Source organism: Streptomyces sp. NPDC059037 (assembly GCF_042740015.1).
Lineage (GTDB): Bacteria > Actinomycetota > Actinomycetes > Streptomycetales > Streptomycetaceae > Streptomyces.
The window spans coordinates 52129-68898 of the sequence record NZ_JBHYIG010000010.1 but is presented as its reverse complement, the minus strand read 5'-3'; the positions used below and the strand labels follow the sequence as shown (position 1 = coordinate 68898).

14 protein-coding genes and 1 pseudogene are annotated in these 16770 nt (G+C 70.8%); 5 read left to right on the top strand and 10 right to left on the bottom strand.

Annotated features, from left to right (window positions below; genetic code table 11):
• Positions 1 to 86: 86 nt before the first annotated feature.
• Both ACFWY6_RS04170 and ACFWY6_RS04165 read right to left on the bottom strand, forming a co-directional pair.
• Positions 87 to 612, bottom strand: a pseudogene (locus ACFWY6_RS04170) (response regulator transcription factor); the annotation flags it as partial.
• An 83-nt stretch (positions 613 to 695) separates the two neighbouring features.
• On the bottom strand, positions 696 to 1985 hold the full coding sequence (locus ACFWY6_RS04165; RefSeq protein WP_384686159.1) for a PspC domain-containing protein: 1290 nt from the start codon (positions 1983 to 1985) through the stop codon (positions 696 to 698).
• A gap of 184 nt (positions 1986 to 2169) precedes the next feature.
• On the opposite strand from ACFWY6_RS04165, the gene ACFWY6_RS04160 reads away from it, so the two are divergent.
• Positions 2170 to 3510 (top strand): PspC domain-containing protein, encoded by a 1341-nt coding sequence (locus ACFWY6_RS04160; RefSeq protein WP_384686157.1) that lies wholly within the window; start codon positions 2170 to 2172, stop codon positions 3508 to 3510.
• Positions 3497 to 3820, top strand: a complete 324-nt coding sequence (locus ACFWY6_RS04155) for a hypothetical protein (protein ID WP_384686155.1) — start codon at positions 3497 to 3499, stop codon at positions 3818 to 3820. The genes ACFWY6_RS04160 and ACFWY6_RS04155 overlap by 14 nt, the downstream gene beginning before the upstream one ends.
• A 71-nt stretch (positions 3821 to 3891) precedes the next feature.
• On the opposite strand, the gene ACFWY6_RS04150 is transcribed toward ACFWY6_RS04155, so the two are convergent.
• The 3 genes from ACFWY6_RS04150 to ACFWY6_RS04140 form a co-directional block, all read right to left on the bottom strand.
• The gene (locus ACFWY6_RS04150; RefSeq protein WP_384686153.1) at positions 3892 to 4416 is read right to left on the bottom strand and encodes a DoxX family protein; all 525 of its coding nucleotides are present in this window, start codon (positions 4414 to 4416) and stop codon (positions 3892 to 3894) included.
• Between the two features lie 191 nt (positions 4417 to 4607).
• Positions 4608 to 5873, bottom strand: coding sequence for a hypothetical protein (locus ACFWY6_RS04145; protein WP_384686151.1), 1266 nt, complete (start codon positions 5871 to 5873; stop codon positions 4608 to 4610).
• Between the two features lie 172 nt (positions 5874 to 6045).
• Positions 6046 to 6831, bottom strand: a complete 786-nt coding sequence (locus tag ACFWY6_RS04140) for a class II aldolase/adducin family protein (RefSeq protein ID WP_361812544.1) — start codon at positions 6829 to 6831, stop codon at positions 6046 to 6048.
• 169 nt (positions 6832 to 7000) lie between these two features.
• Between ACFWY6_RS04140 and ACFWY6_RS04135 the strand changes: the two genes are divergently transcribed.
• Positions 7001 to 7474, top strand: a complete 474-nt coding sequence (locus ACFWY6_RS04135) for a pyridoxamine 5'-phosphate oxidase family protein (protein WP_384686148.1) — start codon at positions 7001 to 7003, stop codon at positions 7472 to 7474.
• Positions 7475 to 7554: 80 nt separating this feature from the next.
• Here ACFWY6_RS04135 and guaA read toward each other — a convergent pair whose 3' ends face one another.
• Positions 7555 to 9141 carry a glutamine-hydrolyzing GMP synthase gene (gene guaA, locus ACFWY6_RS04130; protein ID WP_361812542.1) on the bottom strand — a complete coding sequence of 529 codons (1587 nt, stop codon included), beginning with the start codon at positions 9139 to 9141 and terminating at the stop codon, positions 7555 to 7557.
• Positions 9142 to 9538: 397 nt separating this feature from the next.
• Between guaA and ACFWY6_RS04125 the strand changes: the two genes are divergently transcribed.
• Positions 9539 to 9850: a chorismate mutase gene (locus tag ACFWY6_RS04125; protein ID WP_384686146.1), complete on the top strand. Its 312-nt coding sequence runs from the start codon at positions 9539 to 9541 to the stop codon at positions 9848 to 9850.
• A gap of 737 nt (positions 9851 to 10587) precedes the next feature.
• On the opposite strand, the gene ACFWY6_RS04120 is transcribed toward ACFWY6_RS04125, so the two are convergent.
• Both ACFWY6_RS04120 and ACFWY6_RS04115 read right to left on the bottom strand, forming a co-directional pair.
• A complete protein-coding gene (locus ACFWY6_RS04120) occupies positions 10588 to 11337 on the bottom strand; it encodes a hypothetical protein (RefSeq protein WP_384686144.1) in 750 nt (249 codons plus the stop codon).
• A 115-nt stretch (positions 11338 to 11452) separates the two neighbouring features.
• A complete protein-coding gene (locus ACFWY6_RS04115; protein WP_384686142.1) occupies positions 11453 to 11854 on the bottom strand; it encodes a hypothetical protein in 402 nt (133 codons plus the stop codon).
• Between the two features lie 157 nt (positions 11855 to 12011).
• On the opposite strand from ACFWY6_RS04115, the gene ACFWY6_RS04110 reads away from it, so the two are divergent.
• Complete coding sequence (locus ACFWY6_RS04110; protein WP_384686140.1) at positions 12012 to 13139, top strand: LAETG motif-containing sortase-dependent surface protein; 1128 nt, start codon at positions 12012 to 12014, stop codon at positions 13137 to 13139.
• Between the two features lie 134 nt (positions 13140 to 13273).
• Here the strand turns inward: ACFWY6_RS04110 and ACFWY6_RS04105 are convergent, their stop codons facing one another.
• Positions 13274 to 15100, bottom strand: a complete 1827-nt coding sequence (locus ACFWY6_RS04105; RefSeq protein ID WP_384686138.1) for a GMC oxidoreductase — start codon at positions 15098 to 15100, stop codon at positions 13274 to 13276.
• A 27-nt stretch (positions 15101 to 15127) separates the two neighbouring features.
• Positions 15128 to 16744 (bottom strand): succinic semialdehyde dehydrogenase, encoded by a 1617-nt coding sequence (locus tag ACFWY6_RS04100; RefSeq protein ID WP_384686136.1) that lies wholly within the window; start codon positions 16742 to 16744, stop codon positions 15128 to 15130.
• Positions 16745 to 16770 lie beyond the last annotated feature (26 nt).

Here is a 16770-nt window from a genome sequence, read left to right as displayed (position 1 = left end):
TCCCGCGACCCCGGGCGCGAGCGCCCCCCCCAGCCCGCCGCGCGGGGGGGGGGGGGGGACCCTCTCCCCGGCCCGGGGCGGGGGCGCGCCCCCCGCGAAGGCGTCGAGGACGAACCCGGCGAGCCGCGGCGAGAACACCGCGTCGCCGTCCTGCACCCGGAAGACGGAGTCGACCAGATCGGTGCCGGTGATGGTCTTGGTGACATAGCCGCGGGCGCCGCCCCGGATGACTCCGATGACGTCCTCGGCGGCGTCCGACACGGAGAGCGCGAGGAACCGCACCGGGTTCTCGGCGTCGGACATCAACGGCGCGCAACGGCGAAGGACTTCGACCCCGCCGCCGCCCGGAAGGTGCACGTCGAGGAGCACGACCTCCGGACGCGTCGCCGTGATGACCGTGACCGCCTGATCCACATCGGCGGCCTCACCCACGACCTCGACGCCCGTGATCGCGGTCCTGCCGATCTCCGCCTGCACGCCCGTACGGAACATCCGGTGGTCGTCGACGAGGACGACACGCACCCGGCGGCCCTCCTGATCACCGCCGACGGCAGCACCGGCCGCATCGGCGGGCCGAGCCGATTCAGTCGGCACGGCCGACGTGTCCGGCACCACCGACGTGTCCGGTCCGGCCGCGGACGGGTCGGGCGCACCCTCTGATCCGCCCCTGGGCCCCACGGGCTCACTCGCGTCGCTCATGTCGTCGCCGTCCTCTCCATCTCCAGCTCGACTTCCGTGCCGCCCCCCGGCACCGCGCGCAGCCGCGCCGTGCCGCCGTTGCGCTGCATACGGCCGATGATCGATTCTCGTACGCCCATGCGGTCGTCCGGCACGGAATCCAGATCGAACCCGGGGCCACGGTCCCGGACGGACACGAACACGGTCTCCCCCTCAACTTCGGCGAAGACCTGCACCGCACCGCCCTCGCCACCGTACTTGGCGGCGTTCACCATCGCTTCCCGCGCGGCCTGCATCTGCGCGGACAGCCGGTCGTCGAGCGGGCAGTCGCCGACTATGACGACCTCGATGGGGACACCGTGCTTGTCCTCTACCTCCGCCGCGTTGCGCCGGACCGCCTCGGCGAGGGTGTCGGGCTCGTCGTCCTCGTCCTTGCCCGTGCCCTCCGGTTTGTAGAGCCATTGACGCAGGTCACGCTCCTGGGCGCGGGCCAGCCTGCGCACCTCTGAGGCGTTCTCCGCGTTGCGCTGGATCAGCGTCAGGGTGTGCAGCACCGAGTCGTGCACATGCGCGGCGACCTCCGCCCGCTCCTGGGCGCGGATCCGCATCAGGCGCTCCTCGGAGAGGTCCTGCATCATGCGTACGAGATAGGGGCCGGCGAGCAGGGCGACGCCGACGAGCACGGCGAGCGCCGCCTGCAGCACGGAGCTGAGGTGCGAGGTCGAGCCCTGCAGCACGACGATGCCGGAGACACCGGCACCGACGAGCAGCACCCCGGCCGCCGCACGGGCGATGGTGAGCGTGCGCCGACGGCGGCCGACCGCCATCCAGCGGGCCCGGCGCGCGTTGTCGGCCTGGCGCCAGACGAGGGCGACACCGGCGGCGACGAGCAGGGTCGGGACGAGATAGGCCTTGGTGGAACTGCCCAGGTCCACATTGCCGACGAAGACCATGGCGACGACGACCATCGCGAGCAGCGCGACGAGCTGCCCCTTGTCCGGCTTGCGGGCCACCAGCTTGCGGCGGCCGTCGGCCGTCGTCTCGGCGGTGACGGCGGAGGGCGCGCGCTGGGCATCGACACCGCCGACGCCCAGCGGCACGAAGAACCAGAACGCCGCGTACAACAGCGCGCCGAGGCCGTCCGCCATGAACAGGCCGACGAAGATCAGCCGCACCCAGACGACGGGCAGCCCGAGGTGCCCTGCGAGGCCGCGCGCGACTCCGCCGAGCCAACGACCGTCACCGCTGCGGTAGAGCTTTCGCAGCGGCCGCTCGTCTTCGATGGATACTGCTGCGGCTTCCGGCATGTCTCCGATATTCACACGCGTACGCGGGCGCGGGCATCAGGGTCGACCCCCGAGACTCCCCTGATCTCCGCCCCGGACGAACGGTGGCGGCAGGTCGGGGCAGGGGTGCGTCAGGGGTGATATCAGGGTTCGGCCAGGGTTGTTCCGACTGCCGTCGCGGCCTCCCGCCCGTCACCATGGACACATGACAGACGAGCAGCCCGCCGGGACGGGCCCGCAGGCCGCGCAGCGCGATCCGCTGTCCGCCACGGCACAGGAGCCGGGCGGGCCCGCGGGCGTGCGGAATTTCCGCCGTGACCGCCGGCAGAAGAAGCTGGGCGGCGTGTGCGCGGGGCTCGGGCGGCACTGCGACATGGATCCGGTGATCTTCCGGATCGGTCTCGCGGTCCTCTCGGTCACCAGCGGGCTCGGCCTTGTCTTCTACGGCTTCGCGTGGCTGTTCGTCCCCTTCGACGACGAGGAGGAGAACGAGGCGCGCAGGCTGCTCTCCGGCCGGGTCGACGGCCAGGCCCTGACAGCCGTGCTCTTCGCGCTCGTCGGCTGCGGAGTCTTCCTGTCCCTGCTGAACAACGGCGGGGCGCTGACCTTCGCCGCCGTCCTCGCCCTGCTCCTCGCGGGCGCGGGGTACTGGTCGCAGCAGCGCGGCCTGACCGACCCCGACCCGGTGGCGGCGCAGGCCGTCGCGGACGCACCTCCCGAGGCGAAGGCACCGCCGGTGGCCGGGGCGCCCTCGTGGTGGCGGGACCCGATCGTCAAGGACGGCACCCACGACGGGATCTCGGGCTATTTCTGGGGGCCGGAGGGCGTCACGGTCGAGTACCAGCCGGATCCGCCACACGGTCGGACACGGGAGGGCGAGCCTGCGGCTCCCGCCCCTCCGCCCAAGCCGCGCGGGCCGCGCTGGATCGGCGGCTCGGTCTTCCTGACGGCACTGCTCGCCGGCGGCCTCGGCACGGGCCTGACGTGGGAGGAGCAGGCACTCGGCACCAGCCTGCAGACCGGCCTCGCCTGCGCGCTCGCCGTCTTCGCGGTCGGCATCGCCGTCAGTGCCTTCGCCGGGCGTACGGGGGTGGGCTCGATCATCCTCGCGGTGATCACGGCGACGCTGCTCGCGGGCGCGGCCGCGCTGCCCAAGGACATCAGCACCACCTGGGCGCGCACGGACTGGAAACCGGCCACGTCGGAGCAGGTCCGGCCCAACTACGAACTGGGTACGGGCATCGGCACCCTCGACCTGAGCCGGGCCGGCCCCGGCAAGGATCAGACGGTGACGACGAGTGCCGAGGTGGGGGCCGGACAGCTGAAGGTGATCGTGCCGAAGGACAGCACGGTGAAGCTGAACGTCGAAGTCGGGGTCGGCGACATCCAGTTGCCGGACGACCGCGACGGAGATGTGGACATCGCTCCGGGCAAGGAGAAGACGGTGACGTTGGACCCGCCCGCGGGCAGCAAGGACGGCGGCACACTTGAGCTGAACGTCGAAGTGGGCATCGGACAGGCGGAGGTGACCCGTGCTACGTCATGAGTTCCATCCCGGCAAGCTGGTCCTGGGCCTGTTCCTGCTGATAGCGGCGATCGCCTACGCGGGTGACGCGGGCGGCCTCTGGGACACGCCGTGGTTCGTGGCGTTCCCCCTGTTGCTGGCGGGCCTGCTGCTCGGCGGCGCGGCGGCAGCCGTGGCCTACGGCATACGCGGCTGCCCCGGCCACCGCTCGACGCGTCACTCGACGCGGCATTCGACCGACCGCTCAGCCGACCCTTCGACCGACCTCCCGGCGGACCACATACCCGGCCGCCCGGCGGACCGGTCACCCGACGACTCCACGGACGGCTGACGGACGTCCAGGCGACGTACGGCCGGGCGTCCGGCCAGGTATCCGGCCGAGCGCCTGGGTGAGCCCCGGGGCTAGACGAGCCCCGAGGCGCGCCTGCGCCGGGTCGCGAGCATCGCGTCGGCCGAGAAGATGGACGCCCCGGCGAGGATCAGGGGCAGCCAGGCCATCAGGTACGCCAGGTCGTTGCCGTAGTAGTAAGGCTCGGTGGACCAGCTCACGGTCAGCCAGAGGCTGAGCGAGATCAGCGCACCGCCGAGCGCCGCGATCCGGGCGAAGAGGCCGACCAGGGTGCCGATGCCGACGGCGAGTTCACCGAGGGCGATGGCGTAGCCGAAGCCGACGGGGCTCTTGAGGGAGAGGTCGACGAGGGCCGGGATGGCGGAGATGTCGCGGACGCCCTCCATCATCTCGCCGATGGACCCGGCGCCGCTTGCGGACATGAACGCGCTGTCGGTGATCTTGTCCAGGCCTGCGTAGATGAAGGTGACGCCGAGGAAGACGCGGAGCGGGAGCAGGGCATAGCGGGAAGCGCTCTCCCTCCAGCCGGTGCTTCTGACGTGGCTGGTGTGGCTGTCGGTACGCATGCCGTGAGCCATCGCTCTCGCCGCCTCTCCCGTTGACCGTCTCGCCCATTGACCCGTCATCAGACGATACGTACGAAGAGGGGGCTCTGCTCAGTGGCGTACACCGAATTCGCGAGAACAGATCCGTTGCCGTGCCGGGCTCATCGGTCGATGACTCGGTCCGTGGTGGGGGATGTGGTGCGGGCCGTGGTGCGGGCCGTGGCTCAGTCCGTGACGTCGATCGTGCACCGGTTCGTCTCCACCCCCGCCGCGGTGATCACCTGGACGTCGACGCGGCCCGGCTCCACGTCGACCGGGACGGGGACGGTCAGCGCCGCGTCGGTCGGGTTGGTGAATCCGCCGGGCACGGGGACGAGCGGCACATGGACGTGGACCGTTCCGATGCGGACGACCATACGGGCGAGACGGTCGGCGCTCTGCGCGCCCGGGGGCACGAATCCGGCGCCGCGGATCTCGATGTCGTCGCCGGTGCGGATGGGGGCGTCGAGGTCGCCGGCCTCGCGGGCCCGCACCACGGAGAGGATCACGGGGCGGCCGCCCTCGGCGTACTTGCCCGCCAGGTATGTCGCCGCCGACACCAGGACGAGGAGCGCGAGGCCCCACGGCAGGTCGGGCAGCTGTTCGGGGCGGCGCGCGAGCCGTACCGCGGCGAAGACGATCGCGACGGCGCTGACCAGGACGTACTGCGTATCCGCGAAGCTGCCGCGGCCCGCGTCGTCGGTGAGCAGATCGGCGGCTCGGGGCCGGTGGGCCGGGACCTTCTGCAGCCGCTGGCCGAGGACCCGCAGGCCCACCACACGGCGGACGAGCACGGCGACCCCGCACACCACGGCGAGGACGGTCACGGCTCCGGCGGCGCGGGCGATTTCGAGACCGGCGATCAGCTCGTCCCGCTGCCGGTGCCCGGAAGCGCCGGCCAGCTGCCCGGCGAGGACGAGCACGGCGAAGACGACGAGGAGGGTCCAGCAGGCCGCCACGGCACGGGAGGTGGAGAGGCGGTTGTCCTCGCCGATCACCGGCGCGAGGACGCCGCCGCGCGCCCGGTGCAGATGTCCGGCGCCGGTCAGCAGGCCGCCGACGATCACGGCCGACAGGAGCCCGGCCGTGCGGGCGAGCGTCCAGCCGGTGCCGATCGCGGTGAGCGCCTGGACCAGGAGCAGCACGCCCACGGTTCCCCAGACGACACCGAGGGTGCGCTGCCGGAGCAGGCCGAGCCAGGCCTCGCCCTCGGCGCGGCCGCGTTCGGCGACGGCGCGCGCGGACTGGGTCAGTTCGTCCGACACCCACTGCCGGGAAGCGCCAGCGGAGTGCGCGACCGCCGCGGGAAGCCCTTCCCCGGCGGCCAGCTCGTCGCGCTTGGCGAGGAACTCGGCCACGGCCCGCCGGTGTCCCTCGCGCGCACCGTGCGGGCAGTCACCGCACGCGCAGCCACCCCCGTGCGCGCCCTGCCGAGCCTCCTGCACCGCCACCGCGTACGCCGCCTTCCCCGCCCTCGTCCGAGCACCGATCCGTGAAGCACCGATCCGTGAACTTCCTTGCGATGAAAGGGGATTGTGCCGTACGGGAAGTCGATCGGGTCCCTCGGGTCAGGTCAGCGCGGGTGAGGCCGGCGCGCCGGGGTTGACGGAGGGGAGCAGCGGCTCAGGTCAGCAGATCCGGTTCGCTGCGGCTGATGTCCTGCCACAGGGGCTGGTAGTTGATCCACGCCACCAGATCGCTGCCGAGTTGTTCGCGCGTCGCCACGGCCTGCTTGTGGCCGATCAGGACCGGGCGGCCCGCGGCCCGTGCGCTCAGCTGGACCTGGCAGGAGCGTTCCAGGGTGAGGAACCACCAGGCGGCGGCGTCCACGGAGTCGCCGACCGTGAGAAGTCCGTGGTTGCGCAGGATGACGGCCTTGTGGTCGCCGAGCGCGGTCGCGATGCGCCGCCCTTCCTCCGCGTCGACGACGACACCGGTGTAGCCGTCGTACAGCGCGTGGCTCTCGTAGAAGGCGCAGGACTCCTGGGTGATGGGGTCGAGGAGTTCGCCGAGCGTGGAGAGCGCGCGGCCGTGCAGCGAGTGGCAGTGGGCGACGGCGACGACGTCGGGCCGCGCCAGATGCGCCTGCGCGTGGACGGTGAACGCCGCCTGGTTGACGTGGTGGCGGCCCTCGACGACCTGCCCCTCCGCATTGGCGAGGACCAGATCGCCCACGGTGATGTGCTTGAAGGGCATCCCGAAGGGGTTCACCCAGAAACAGTCGTCGTACTCCGGGTCGCGCGCCGTGATGTGCCCGGAAACCCCGTCCTCGTATCCGAGCCGGCCGAAGAGCCGCAGCGCCCCGGCGAGCCGCTCCTTGCGGTACCGCCGTTCGTCCGCCATCGAGTCATGGACGGGCGGCATCGCGAACTGCAGCCGTTCGACGGGTATCGGTGTGGGCGCCTGCATGGTTCCTCCATCCCTCGCTGTACGGAGCGGAAGTTACCGCCGGTCAGCGCAGGAAGACAGGGGGTCCCTGTGAAGAGAGTGCGCAATCGGGATGCGAAGCCGGACAGAGGATGTCGGGTATCGGCGCCACACTCGCCGTATGACATCGAGCCGTATGACATCAAGCCGTATGACATCGAACTGGGCAGCCTTCGCCGCGGCAGAACCCGACTTCGCACGGACCGCCGAGGAGCGCTTCGGCCTCTTCACCCACCACGTCATCGCCACGCTCCGCAAGGACGGATCGCCGCGCACCACGGGGCTCGAAGTCCGTTTCCTGTACGGCGAGTTGTGGCTCGGCATGATGCCGAACTCGATGAAGGCGCTCGACCTGCGCCGCGACCCGCGCTTCGCGCTCCAGGCCAATCCGGGACCGGGCACGGAGATGGCGGGCGGCGACATCCGGATCGCCGGGCGGGCCATCGAGGTGGAGGACCCCGAGACCGTCGCGCGCTATGCCGGGGAGGTCGGACCGCCGGAGCCGTTCCACCTCTTCCGCACGGAGCTGACGGAAGTGGTCCGTACGTACATCGAGGACGAGAAGTACCTGGCGGTGCAGCTGTGGAAGCCGGGTGCGCCCGCGCGGACGACCAGGCGGACCTGACGTACGGGAACGGCGCCGCCCACAGAAGTGGACGGCGCCGTTTCAGCCCTGCGGGAAGCTCCGCGGCAGGACCCGCGGGACTACTCCCACTCGATGGTGCCCGGCGGCTTGCTCGTCACGTCGAGGACGACGCGGTTGACGTCGGCGACCTCGTTCGTGATGCGCGTCGAGATCTTCGCGAGGACCTCGTACGGAAGGCGCGACCAGTCGGCGGTCATGGCGTCCTCGGAGGAGACGGGCCGCAGCACGATCGGGTGGCCGTACGTCCGGCCGTCGCCCTGCACGCCCACGCTGCGCACATCCGCGAGCAGCACGACGGGGCACTGCCAGATGTCACGGTCGAGACCGGCGGCGGTCAGCTCCTCGCGGGCGATCGCGTCGGCGTCGCGCAGGAGGTCGAGACGGTCCTTCGTGACCTCGCCGACGATACGGATGCCGAGGCCGGGGCCCGGGAAGGGCTGGCGCTGGACGATCTCGTCCGGCAGACCGAGCTCCTGCCCGACCATCCGCACCTCGTCCTTGAAGAGCTGGCGCAGCGGCTCGATCAGCTGGAACTCGAGGTCCTCGGGGAGGCCGCCCACGTTGTGGTGGGACTTGATGTTGGCGGTGCCGGTGCCGCCGCCGGACTCGACGACGTCGGGGTAGAGCGTGCCCTGGACGAGGAACTCGACGGGCTGGTCGCCCGGCGCCTCGGCCACGATCTCCGCCTGCGCCTGCTCGAAGACGCGGATGAACTCGCGGCCGATGATCTTCCGCTTCTGCTCCGGGTCGGAGACACCGGCGAGCGCGTTCAGGAACCGCTCCTGCGCGTCGACGACCTTGAGCTGCACGCCCGTCGCCGCGACGAAGTCCTTCTCGACCTGCTCGGTCTCGCCCTTGCGCATCAGACCGTGGTCGACATACACGCAGGTCAGCTGCGAGCCGATGGCCTTCTGCACCAGCGCGGCGGCCACGGCGGAGTCGACGCCCCCGGAGAGGCCGCAGATCGCGCGCTTGGTGCCGACCTGCTCGCGGATCGCGGCGACCTGCTCCTCGACGATGTTGCCGGTGGTCCAGTCGGGCTTCAGGCCGGCGCCGCGGTAGAGGAAGTGCTCGAGCACCTGCTGGCCGTGCGTGGAGTGCATGACCTCGGGGTGGTACTGCACGCCGTACAGCTTCTTCTCGTCGTTCTCGAAGGCCGCGACCGGCACGACGTCCGTGGACGCGGTGACGGAGAAGCCCTCGGGCGCCGCGCTGCACGCGTCGCCGTGCGACATCCACACGGACTGCTCGGCCGGGGTGCCCTCGAAGAGCGTCGAGCCGGGCTTGGAGACGGCAAGCGGCGTACGGCCGTACTCGCGGGCGCCCGTGTTGTCGACGGTGCCGCCGAGGGTGGTCGCCATCAGCTGGAAGCCGTAGCACATGCCGAAGACGGGGACTCCGGCCTCGAAGATCGCGCGGTCCAGGCGCGGTGCCTCGTCCGCGTACACCGACGAGGGGCCGCCGGAGAGGATGATCGCGGCGGGGTTCTTCGCGAGCATCTCGGAGACCGGCATCGTGCTCGGCACGATCTCGCTGTAGACCCGGGCCTCACGGACACGTCGGGCGATGAGCTGGGCGTACTGCGCTCCGAAGTCGACGACCAGAACGGTGTCGGGAGCGGCGGCAGCGGGGGACGCTGATGGCACGGCGGCGGCCTTCCGGCGTTGAGCGTGAGCTGGGGCTCAGTGCGTGTGGCAAGGGGTCTGTTTTGTCGATTCTAACGGGCGCGTGAGTACTCCCTTCGTCGCATCCGACGGGAGCCCGTCCTCACGGGCCGGCGCCGGGGGGGGCGTCTCAGCATCCGAGCCGCGACGCAACCCGTGTTGACCGGGCACGCGCGCCTGGGGGCATACTGACCTCGTGACCAAGCACCTCAGCTTCCTCTTTACCTATGGCAACCGGCCCGCCGGCTGCCATGGTCGAGCTGCTTGATCCACTGACAAGCGACTTCCCAGGCGCCCCGGGCCGACAAGGCCCGGGGCGCTCTGTCATTCCGGACCTTGTCGCTCCGGGGCCGCCTCCCCATCCGACGAGGAGCCCCAGATGAGCACCGCCACCACCACCGCCACGACCGCCGCCACGACCGAGAAGACGGGCGCCCGCACCCCCGAGGCAGCCGATGTGATCGAGAACGCCCGCGAGCGGATCGACGCGCTCGACGACCGCATCATCGGCCTCGTCCAGGAACGGATGGCCGTGTCCTCCGTCATCCAGGAGGCCCGGATCACCTCGGGCGGCCGCCGCGTGAATCTCTCCCGCGAGATGGAGGTCCTCGGCCACTACAGGGACGCGCTCGGCAAGCCCGGCACGTCGCTCGCGATGACGCTCCTCGAGCTGTGCCGCGGCCGCGTCTGAACCGCGCCCCGGACCGCCGCGCCGCCTGCCGCCCGGGGCCTCCGGAACCTTGTGCCACCGGACCTGAGTTCGGGTCCGCTCTCACCCGTACGGCGCGTGACCGGTTCCGGAGGGGCTTCGTTGGTCCCGATGTCCGTGCCAGCCAGGGGCGGGCACGGGAAAACCACGCGTGGCTCCGCTGGAGCGATGAGGCGCACACACCGTGTACGCCGTGGGACCTCGCTCCAGAGACGTGACCGGACGGCAGGGGACAGCAGCCCGGTCACCCAAGAGAACGGTCGGCTTCGGGGACGCCCGAAGCCGGCCGGCCTCCGTCCCCCAAAGCGTCCTCGAAGCGTCCCCCAATACGTCCCCCAATACGTCTCCCAAGCCGTCCCCAACCGTCCCGCAGCCCCCAGCCGACCCGGCCGTCCCGTCGAGAACCCCGAGCTGTCCCTGTTCGTCTAGATCTGGTCGAAACGGTTGCGCAGGCAACGGCAGATCCAGCACGATGCGTAGAGGTACGGGCCGCAGACGCGGCACTCCACAATTCCATTGCCAATGGTCGATACCACGTGAGCGCCCCTCGTGCGCCGGGTCGGCCACCGGCGCCCCGCAGACTCGCGGCGCACTCCCCCCGGCGCCGCTCCGCGGCACCGACGCTGCCCTGACGTCGGTGCTGACAGCCAAGGGCCCCGCGGATCCGTCCCGCGGGGCCCTTCGCTCTGCGCCGACCGCGCCTCAGCCAGCGGTGGGGGCTACTTCTCCACCTTCGCCAGCTGCGCGTCGACGATCGCATCGGCAACCTCGGGGTCGCCCTGCCTGGCGGACTTCACGGCCTCCTGGTCGAAGATGTTCGACGCGTGGAAGGACATCAGCGTCGAGCCGCTGCGTACGACGGTGACCTTGTCCCGGGCCAGGAACTCACCCGCGCGGCTCGCGAGCTTGAACGAGACGGACTCGTCGCCGCCGACCGAAGCCGGCTGCGGCCGCACGCCGAAGTACCGGTGACCGCCGACCCCGAAGGTGGCGCACTTCTTCGACTTCGACGCGGACCGCAGGGTGTCCATCGTCTTCTCGGCGCCGGCCTTGTCGTACGCGAGGAGTTCGACGTCGGTCGTCGTGGCGTCGTCGACGTCGGTGCTGCTCAGCGTCCGAACGACCTGCGCCTTCGCGCCCTCGGGTGCGGTGGCCCTGAGCATGTCCGACAGCGAACGGCACTCGCCGGGACGCACGGCAGCCGAGGGCGGCGCGGTCTTGTCCGCGGACGACCCAGACGCATCGGACGCCTTCTCCACCTTGTACTTCTTGACGTCACCCGTGGCGAGAGCGGACTTCTCCAGCTTCTCGGCGGCCGAGGTCCCGGCGGCACCCGCGGACTTCGACGGCTTCTTGCCGCCGGAACCGCCATCGCCCTTGCCGTCGCCGCTTCCGCTGCACGCCGCCGTCAGGCCGAGTGCCGCCACCACCGAAACGGCCACCACGCCGCGTGACACAGCTGACTTCACGTTCCCGGTCCCCGTTCTTTCTTCCTGTCGCACCATGCGGAGTCACCCGCACCCCTCGTACGACGGAAGATCATCGCGCCTGGTTCCGCCTCGATGGGCACGGCCCTCGTACGAGCTAGCCCCACATCCAGAAGCGGAACGGGCTCAGGAACACGATGGCCAGCGCCATGCCGCCCACCACGATCACCACGCTCCACACCCTGCGGCTGCGCTCCGAACGGGCGCTGCGGCGCGGCCCCGTGGGCGCGGACCGCCACTCGTCGGGCCGCCATGCCCCGGCGGCACCCTCCCCCTGCGCGGCCTTGCGCTTTCTGCGTCGACGGCCCAACGCCCGTGAGTCCGCCGCCTGTTGGCGCGCCGCCTCCTCGTCAAGGCGCCGCAGCCGTTCGGCCACCATGCGCGCCCGCGCGGACGGCTCCTTCGGCGCGGACGTACGGATGTCGCGCAGGCTGTCGCGCTCGAACCGTTCCCACACCTCGTCGGGTATGTGCTCCGGCATCTCGTCCGGCACTGTCACGCAGCCCCCTCCTACCGCCCCTCGCCCGGCGGCGGTTCGCCGTCGGGCGGAGGAATTTCTACGGCACCCCGCGACAACCGCACAAGCCATGTGATTCAAGCCACATAAGAATTATGTGAGTTCCAGGACAACCATTCACAGGGGACGCAGGTCATGCATGCGTAACAACGGCCACACCCGCGTCCCCACCGCGGAGGCCTCCACCTCCGTACTGCTCACCAGGCAGTACGCCGGACTTCCTGAGGTCTTCATGAAGCTTCGCCGTGTCATGGCCGCCGCGGCCGCGACCGCTGCCATTGCCCCGATCGCGTTGCTGTCGGCCCCTGCCGCCTTCGCGACCGAGGACACCACCACTTCGTCTCCGAGCGCGACGGCCACCGAGACGGCCGAGCCCTCCGAGACGGCATCCCCGTCCGAGACGGCCGAGCCCACGGAGACTGCGGCCCCGTCCGAGACGGCCGAGCCCACCGAGACGGCTGCCCCGACGGAGACGGCCAAGCCCTCCGAGACGGCGACCGCGACCGAGAAGCCCACCGAGACGGCCAAGCCGACCGAGGAGCCCACCGAGGCCCCCACGGACTGCCCGGTCGACGACGAGGGCGTCGACGTCGACTCCAAGCTGGAGCTCGGACTCTCGGGTCTGCCCGGCAAGATCGTCGCCGGCAGCGGCTGGCACCAGTTCAAGCTGACCGCGTCGAACCCGAGCGACGAGGACCTCGGCGAGGTCCAGTGGCTGGCCGCCGTGGACAACTGGTCGGACAGCGAGGACGAGCAGGACTGGCTCGCCAACTACGCGCAGATCCAGTACTTCAACCCGGACTCCAAGTCCTGGGAGTCCATCGCGGACGAGGTCACGGGCGGTCTCTACTTCGGTGCCACGGAGCTGGGCGCCAAGGAGAAGGTCGACATCAAGCTGCGCGTCAACATCAGCGCCAAGGCCCCGGCCGGCGACGGTTACGCGCTCGGCCTCGGCGGCTACCTGGACTCCGAGGCGAACTGCGTGCACAACGCCTTCGCGTTCTACGAGTTCACGGTCCTGAAGGCCGGCAGCAGCAACGAGAACCCGGGTGAGGCCGAGGAGAAGCCGGGCCAGGACGGCAAGAAGCCGCAGGGCGGCAAGGCGCCGCAGGGCGGCACCAACGAGATCCCGGCCACCGGCAACCTCGCCGAGACCGGCTCCAGCTCGATGCTGCCGACCATCGGTCTCGTCGGCGGTGTCGCCGTCGTCGCCGGTGCGGGCGCCGTCTTCATCGTCCGCCGCAAGAAGGCCGACGCCACCGCGTAAGCGCGGTACGCCGCACAGCGGTACACCGCACCGCGGTACGCCGTCTCGCGACGGCACCTGAGCACGCGAAAGGACCTGCGCTCGGAGGGGGGCGCAGGTCCTTTCGCGTACGTACGTTCAACAGGGCGCGGGCGCTACTTCTTCGCCGGTACCGCCGGCATCCCCAGGAACGGCAGCTTCAGCGCGCCGAACGCGTCGTCCGGCACCGCGGGGGTCCTCGGCTCGACGGCCGCGAGACGTACGTACGCCGTGCCCTGTGCGGGACGGGTGTCCTCGCCGCCCTTGTTGGGCCAGAAGGACATCGCGCGCTCGGCCTGCGCGGTGATCGTCAGGGACGGGTTCACGCCGAGGTTCGCGGAGACCGCGGCGCCGTCGACGACCGAGATGCCCGGGTGGCCGTAGAGGCGGTGGTAGGGGTCGATGACTCCGGTGTCGGCGGAGTCGCCGATCGGGCAGCCGCCCAGGAAGTGCGCGGTCAGCGGGGTGCCCATCAGCTCGCCGACGTTCGACCCCGCGAAGCCGTTGATCTCCTTGGCGAGCAGCGTCGCGGCCTCGGTGGCCTCGCGGATCTGGTTCGGATTGGGCGCGCCGTGGCCCTGCCGGGCGGTGAGCAGGCCCTTTCCGATGCCCTTCTCCTTGCGGTACGTGATCAAGGAGTTGTCGAGGGACTGCATGACCAGGCCGATGATGGTCCGCTCCGACCAGCGCCGGTTGGAGAGCGAACGGACCATCAGCCAGGGGTGCTTGGCGACGTTCCCGAGCCAGCCCGCCACGCGCGCCTTCGCGCTGTAGGGGACCTGGAGGATCGTCATGCCGCCCATCGCGTTGGACTTCTTGCCGTAGCGGACCGGCTCGATGTGCGTGGAGTCGTTCGGGTGGATCGACGAGGTGATCGCGACGCCCTTGGTGAAGTCCGGCTTCGCGCCGCCGTGTGCCTTGCGGTAGCGGCGGTCGGTGGTCTGGGCGCCCACCAGGGCCTCGGAGTTGGTGCGGGTCAGCGCGCCGAGCTTCGGGGAGATGTGCGGCAGCAGCCCGTTGTCCTTCATACGGTGCAGGAGCGTCTGCGTGCCGTAGGTGCCCGCGGCGACGACGACCTTGCGGGCCGTGAACGTCCGGCCCTTGCCCTTGCGCTTGGCGTCGGTGGGCAGGGTGGCGACGGCGAATCCGCCCCGCGAGTCCTCGGTGACGGTGACGACGGACGTCATCGGGTGGATGACGGCGCCGGCCTTCTCCGCCAGGTAGAGGTAATTCTCGTTGAGGGTGTTCTTCGCGCCGTGACGGCAGCCGGTCATGCACTCGCCGCACTCGGTGCAGGCCTTGCGCGAGGGGCCCGCGCCGCCGAAGTAGGGGTCGGGAACTTCCTGGCCCGGCTCGGCCGTTGAAGATCCTGAGGCGTCCTGCTCGTCTCCGAAGAAGACGCCGACCGGCGCCATGTGGAAGCTGTCGCCCACTCCCATGGCCTGGGCGGTCGCCTTCAGGTGGATGTCGGACGGTGTCGTGGTCGGGTTGAGCCGCACCCCGAGCATGCGCTTGGCCTGCTCGTAGTAAGGGCTGAGCTCGTCCTGCCAGTCCGTGATGTCCTTCCACTGCGGGTCGTTGAAGAACGGCGCGGGGGGTACGTAGAGCGTGTTCGCGTAGTTGAGCGAACCTCCGCCGACGCCCGCCCCCGCCAGCACCATCACATTGCCCAGCAGATGGATGCGCTGGATTCCGTAGAGGCCGAGCGCCGGTGCCCACAGGTAGTTCTTGAGGTCCCAGGAGTTCTTCGGGAGCGCATCGCGGGTGAAGCGACGGCCCGCTTCGAGTACGCCGACGCGGTAGCCCTTCTCCGTCAGCCGCAGGGCGGAGACGGAACCGCCGAAGCCGGAGCCGACGACGAGGACGTCGTAGTCGTACGACGCCTCGTCGTACCCTCCCGCCTCGCTGTCCGGCTGTTTCTGGACAGAGCTCTCCTGTGACATCGACTCTCCTCGTTGAGAACTAACGCACTAGCGAAGCCGCAGCGACTTCATGACCTTCAGGCTCAGGCTCATGAACGCCGCGTACTTCTCGTCGTCCATGCCGAAGGACGGCGCGAGCGGGATCAGACGCTGGTGCGCGACGGTCTGCGCCTCGGTGTACTTGAGGATGCCCTCGGAGCCGTGGCGGCGGCCGAGACCGGAGTCCTTCATGCCGCCCATCGGGGACTGCACGCTGCCGTAGGCGGGCGCGAAGCCCTCGTTCACGTTCACCGTGCCGGTGCGCAGACGGGCGGCGATCTTGCGGCCGCGGCTGCCGTCCTTCGTCCAGACCGAGGAATTGAGGCCGTACGACGTGGAGTTGGCGAGCTCGACCGCTTCGTTCTCGTCGGTGAAGCGGTAGATGGAAACGACCGGGCCGAAGGTCTCCTCGGCGCAGACCGCCATCGGGGACTCGACGCCGTCCAGGATCGTCGGCTCGAAGAAGAAGGGGCCGATGTCGGGCCGGGCGACACCGCCGGCGACGAGCGTGGCGCCCTTGGCGACCGCCTCCTCGACATGCCGCTTGGTGGTCTCCAGCTGGCGCTCGCCGACCAGCGAACCCATCTCGGCGCCGTACGCGAGGGACTTGCCGAGCCGCATCGCCTTCGTCCGCGCGGCGAAGCGCTCCACGAACTCGTCCGCGATCGACTCGTGGACGTACAGCCGCTCGATGGAGATGCACAGCTGACCGGCGGACGAGAAGCAGGCGCGCACGGCGCCCGCCGCGGCCTTGTCGACGTCGGCGTCGTGCAGGACCAGCATGGCGTTCTTGCCGCCGAGTTCGAGCGAGACGCCGACGAGACGGCCCGCCGCGCCCTGGGCGACCTCGCGGCCGGTGCGGGTGGAGCCGGTGAACGAGACGTAGTCGGCGTGCTTGACGATCTCGGGGCCGACGACCGGTCCCTCGCCTATGACGACCTGGAAGACCTCGGCGGGCAGCCCGGCCTCGATGATCAGGTCACGCGCCCACAGGGCGGTCAGGCAGGTCTCCGTGTCGGGCTTCATCACCAGCGCGTTGCCCGCGACCAGGGCCGGGAGCGCGTCACCGATGGACAGCTCGAAGGGGTAGTTCCAGGGCGCGATCTGGCCGACGACGCCGCGCGGCTGCCGGTTCTCGGTGACCTTCGTGAGGGTCGGTACGACGCCGGTGTGCCGCTTGGGGTTCAGATACGCGGGGGCCTTGCGGCCGTAGTGCCGGGCGGCGACGGCGACGGCCTGCAGCTCCTCGTGCGCGTGCAGCCGGGCCTTGCCGGTCTCCAGCTGGATGAGGTCGAGGACCTCGGCCTGGCGCTGCAGCACCAGGTCGTGGAAGCGGAGCAGGACGGCCGCGCGCTGCCGGACCGGGGTGCGCTCCCAGGCGACCTGGGCGACCCGGGCCCGCTCGAAGGCGGTGGCCACGTCCTCGGGGGTGGACTCGGGCAGGTCCGCCAGCTTCTCGCCGGTGAACGGCGTGTGGTTGGCGGTCCGCCCCGAACCGACGACGTCCCGGGTGAGCTGCGCGATCAGCTCGGGCGTCACCACGTCGGCGGCGGTGCGCGCGCCTTCGGGGGCGGTGGCTGTCGGGTTCGTTCCGAGGGGCGCTGCGGTGGCCTGCGAGTCCGTCATGGGGCAGAGCGTAGGCCCAGGTCAAC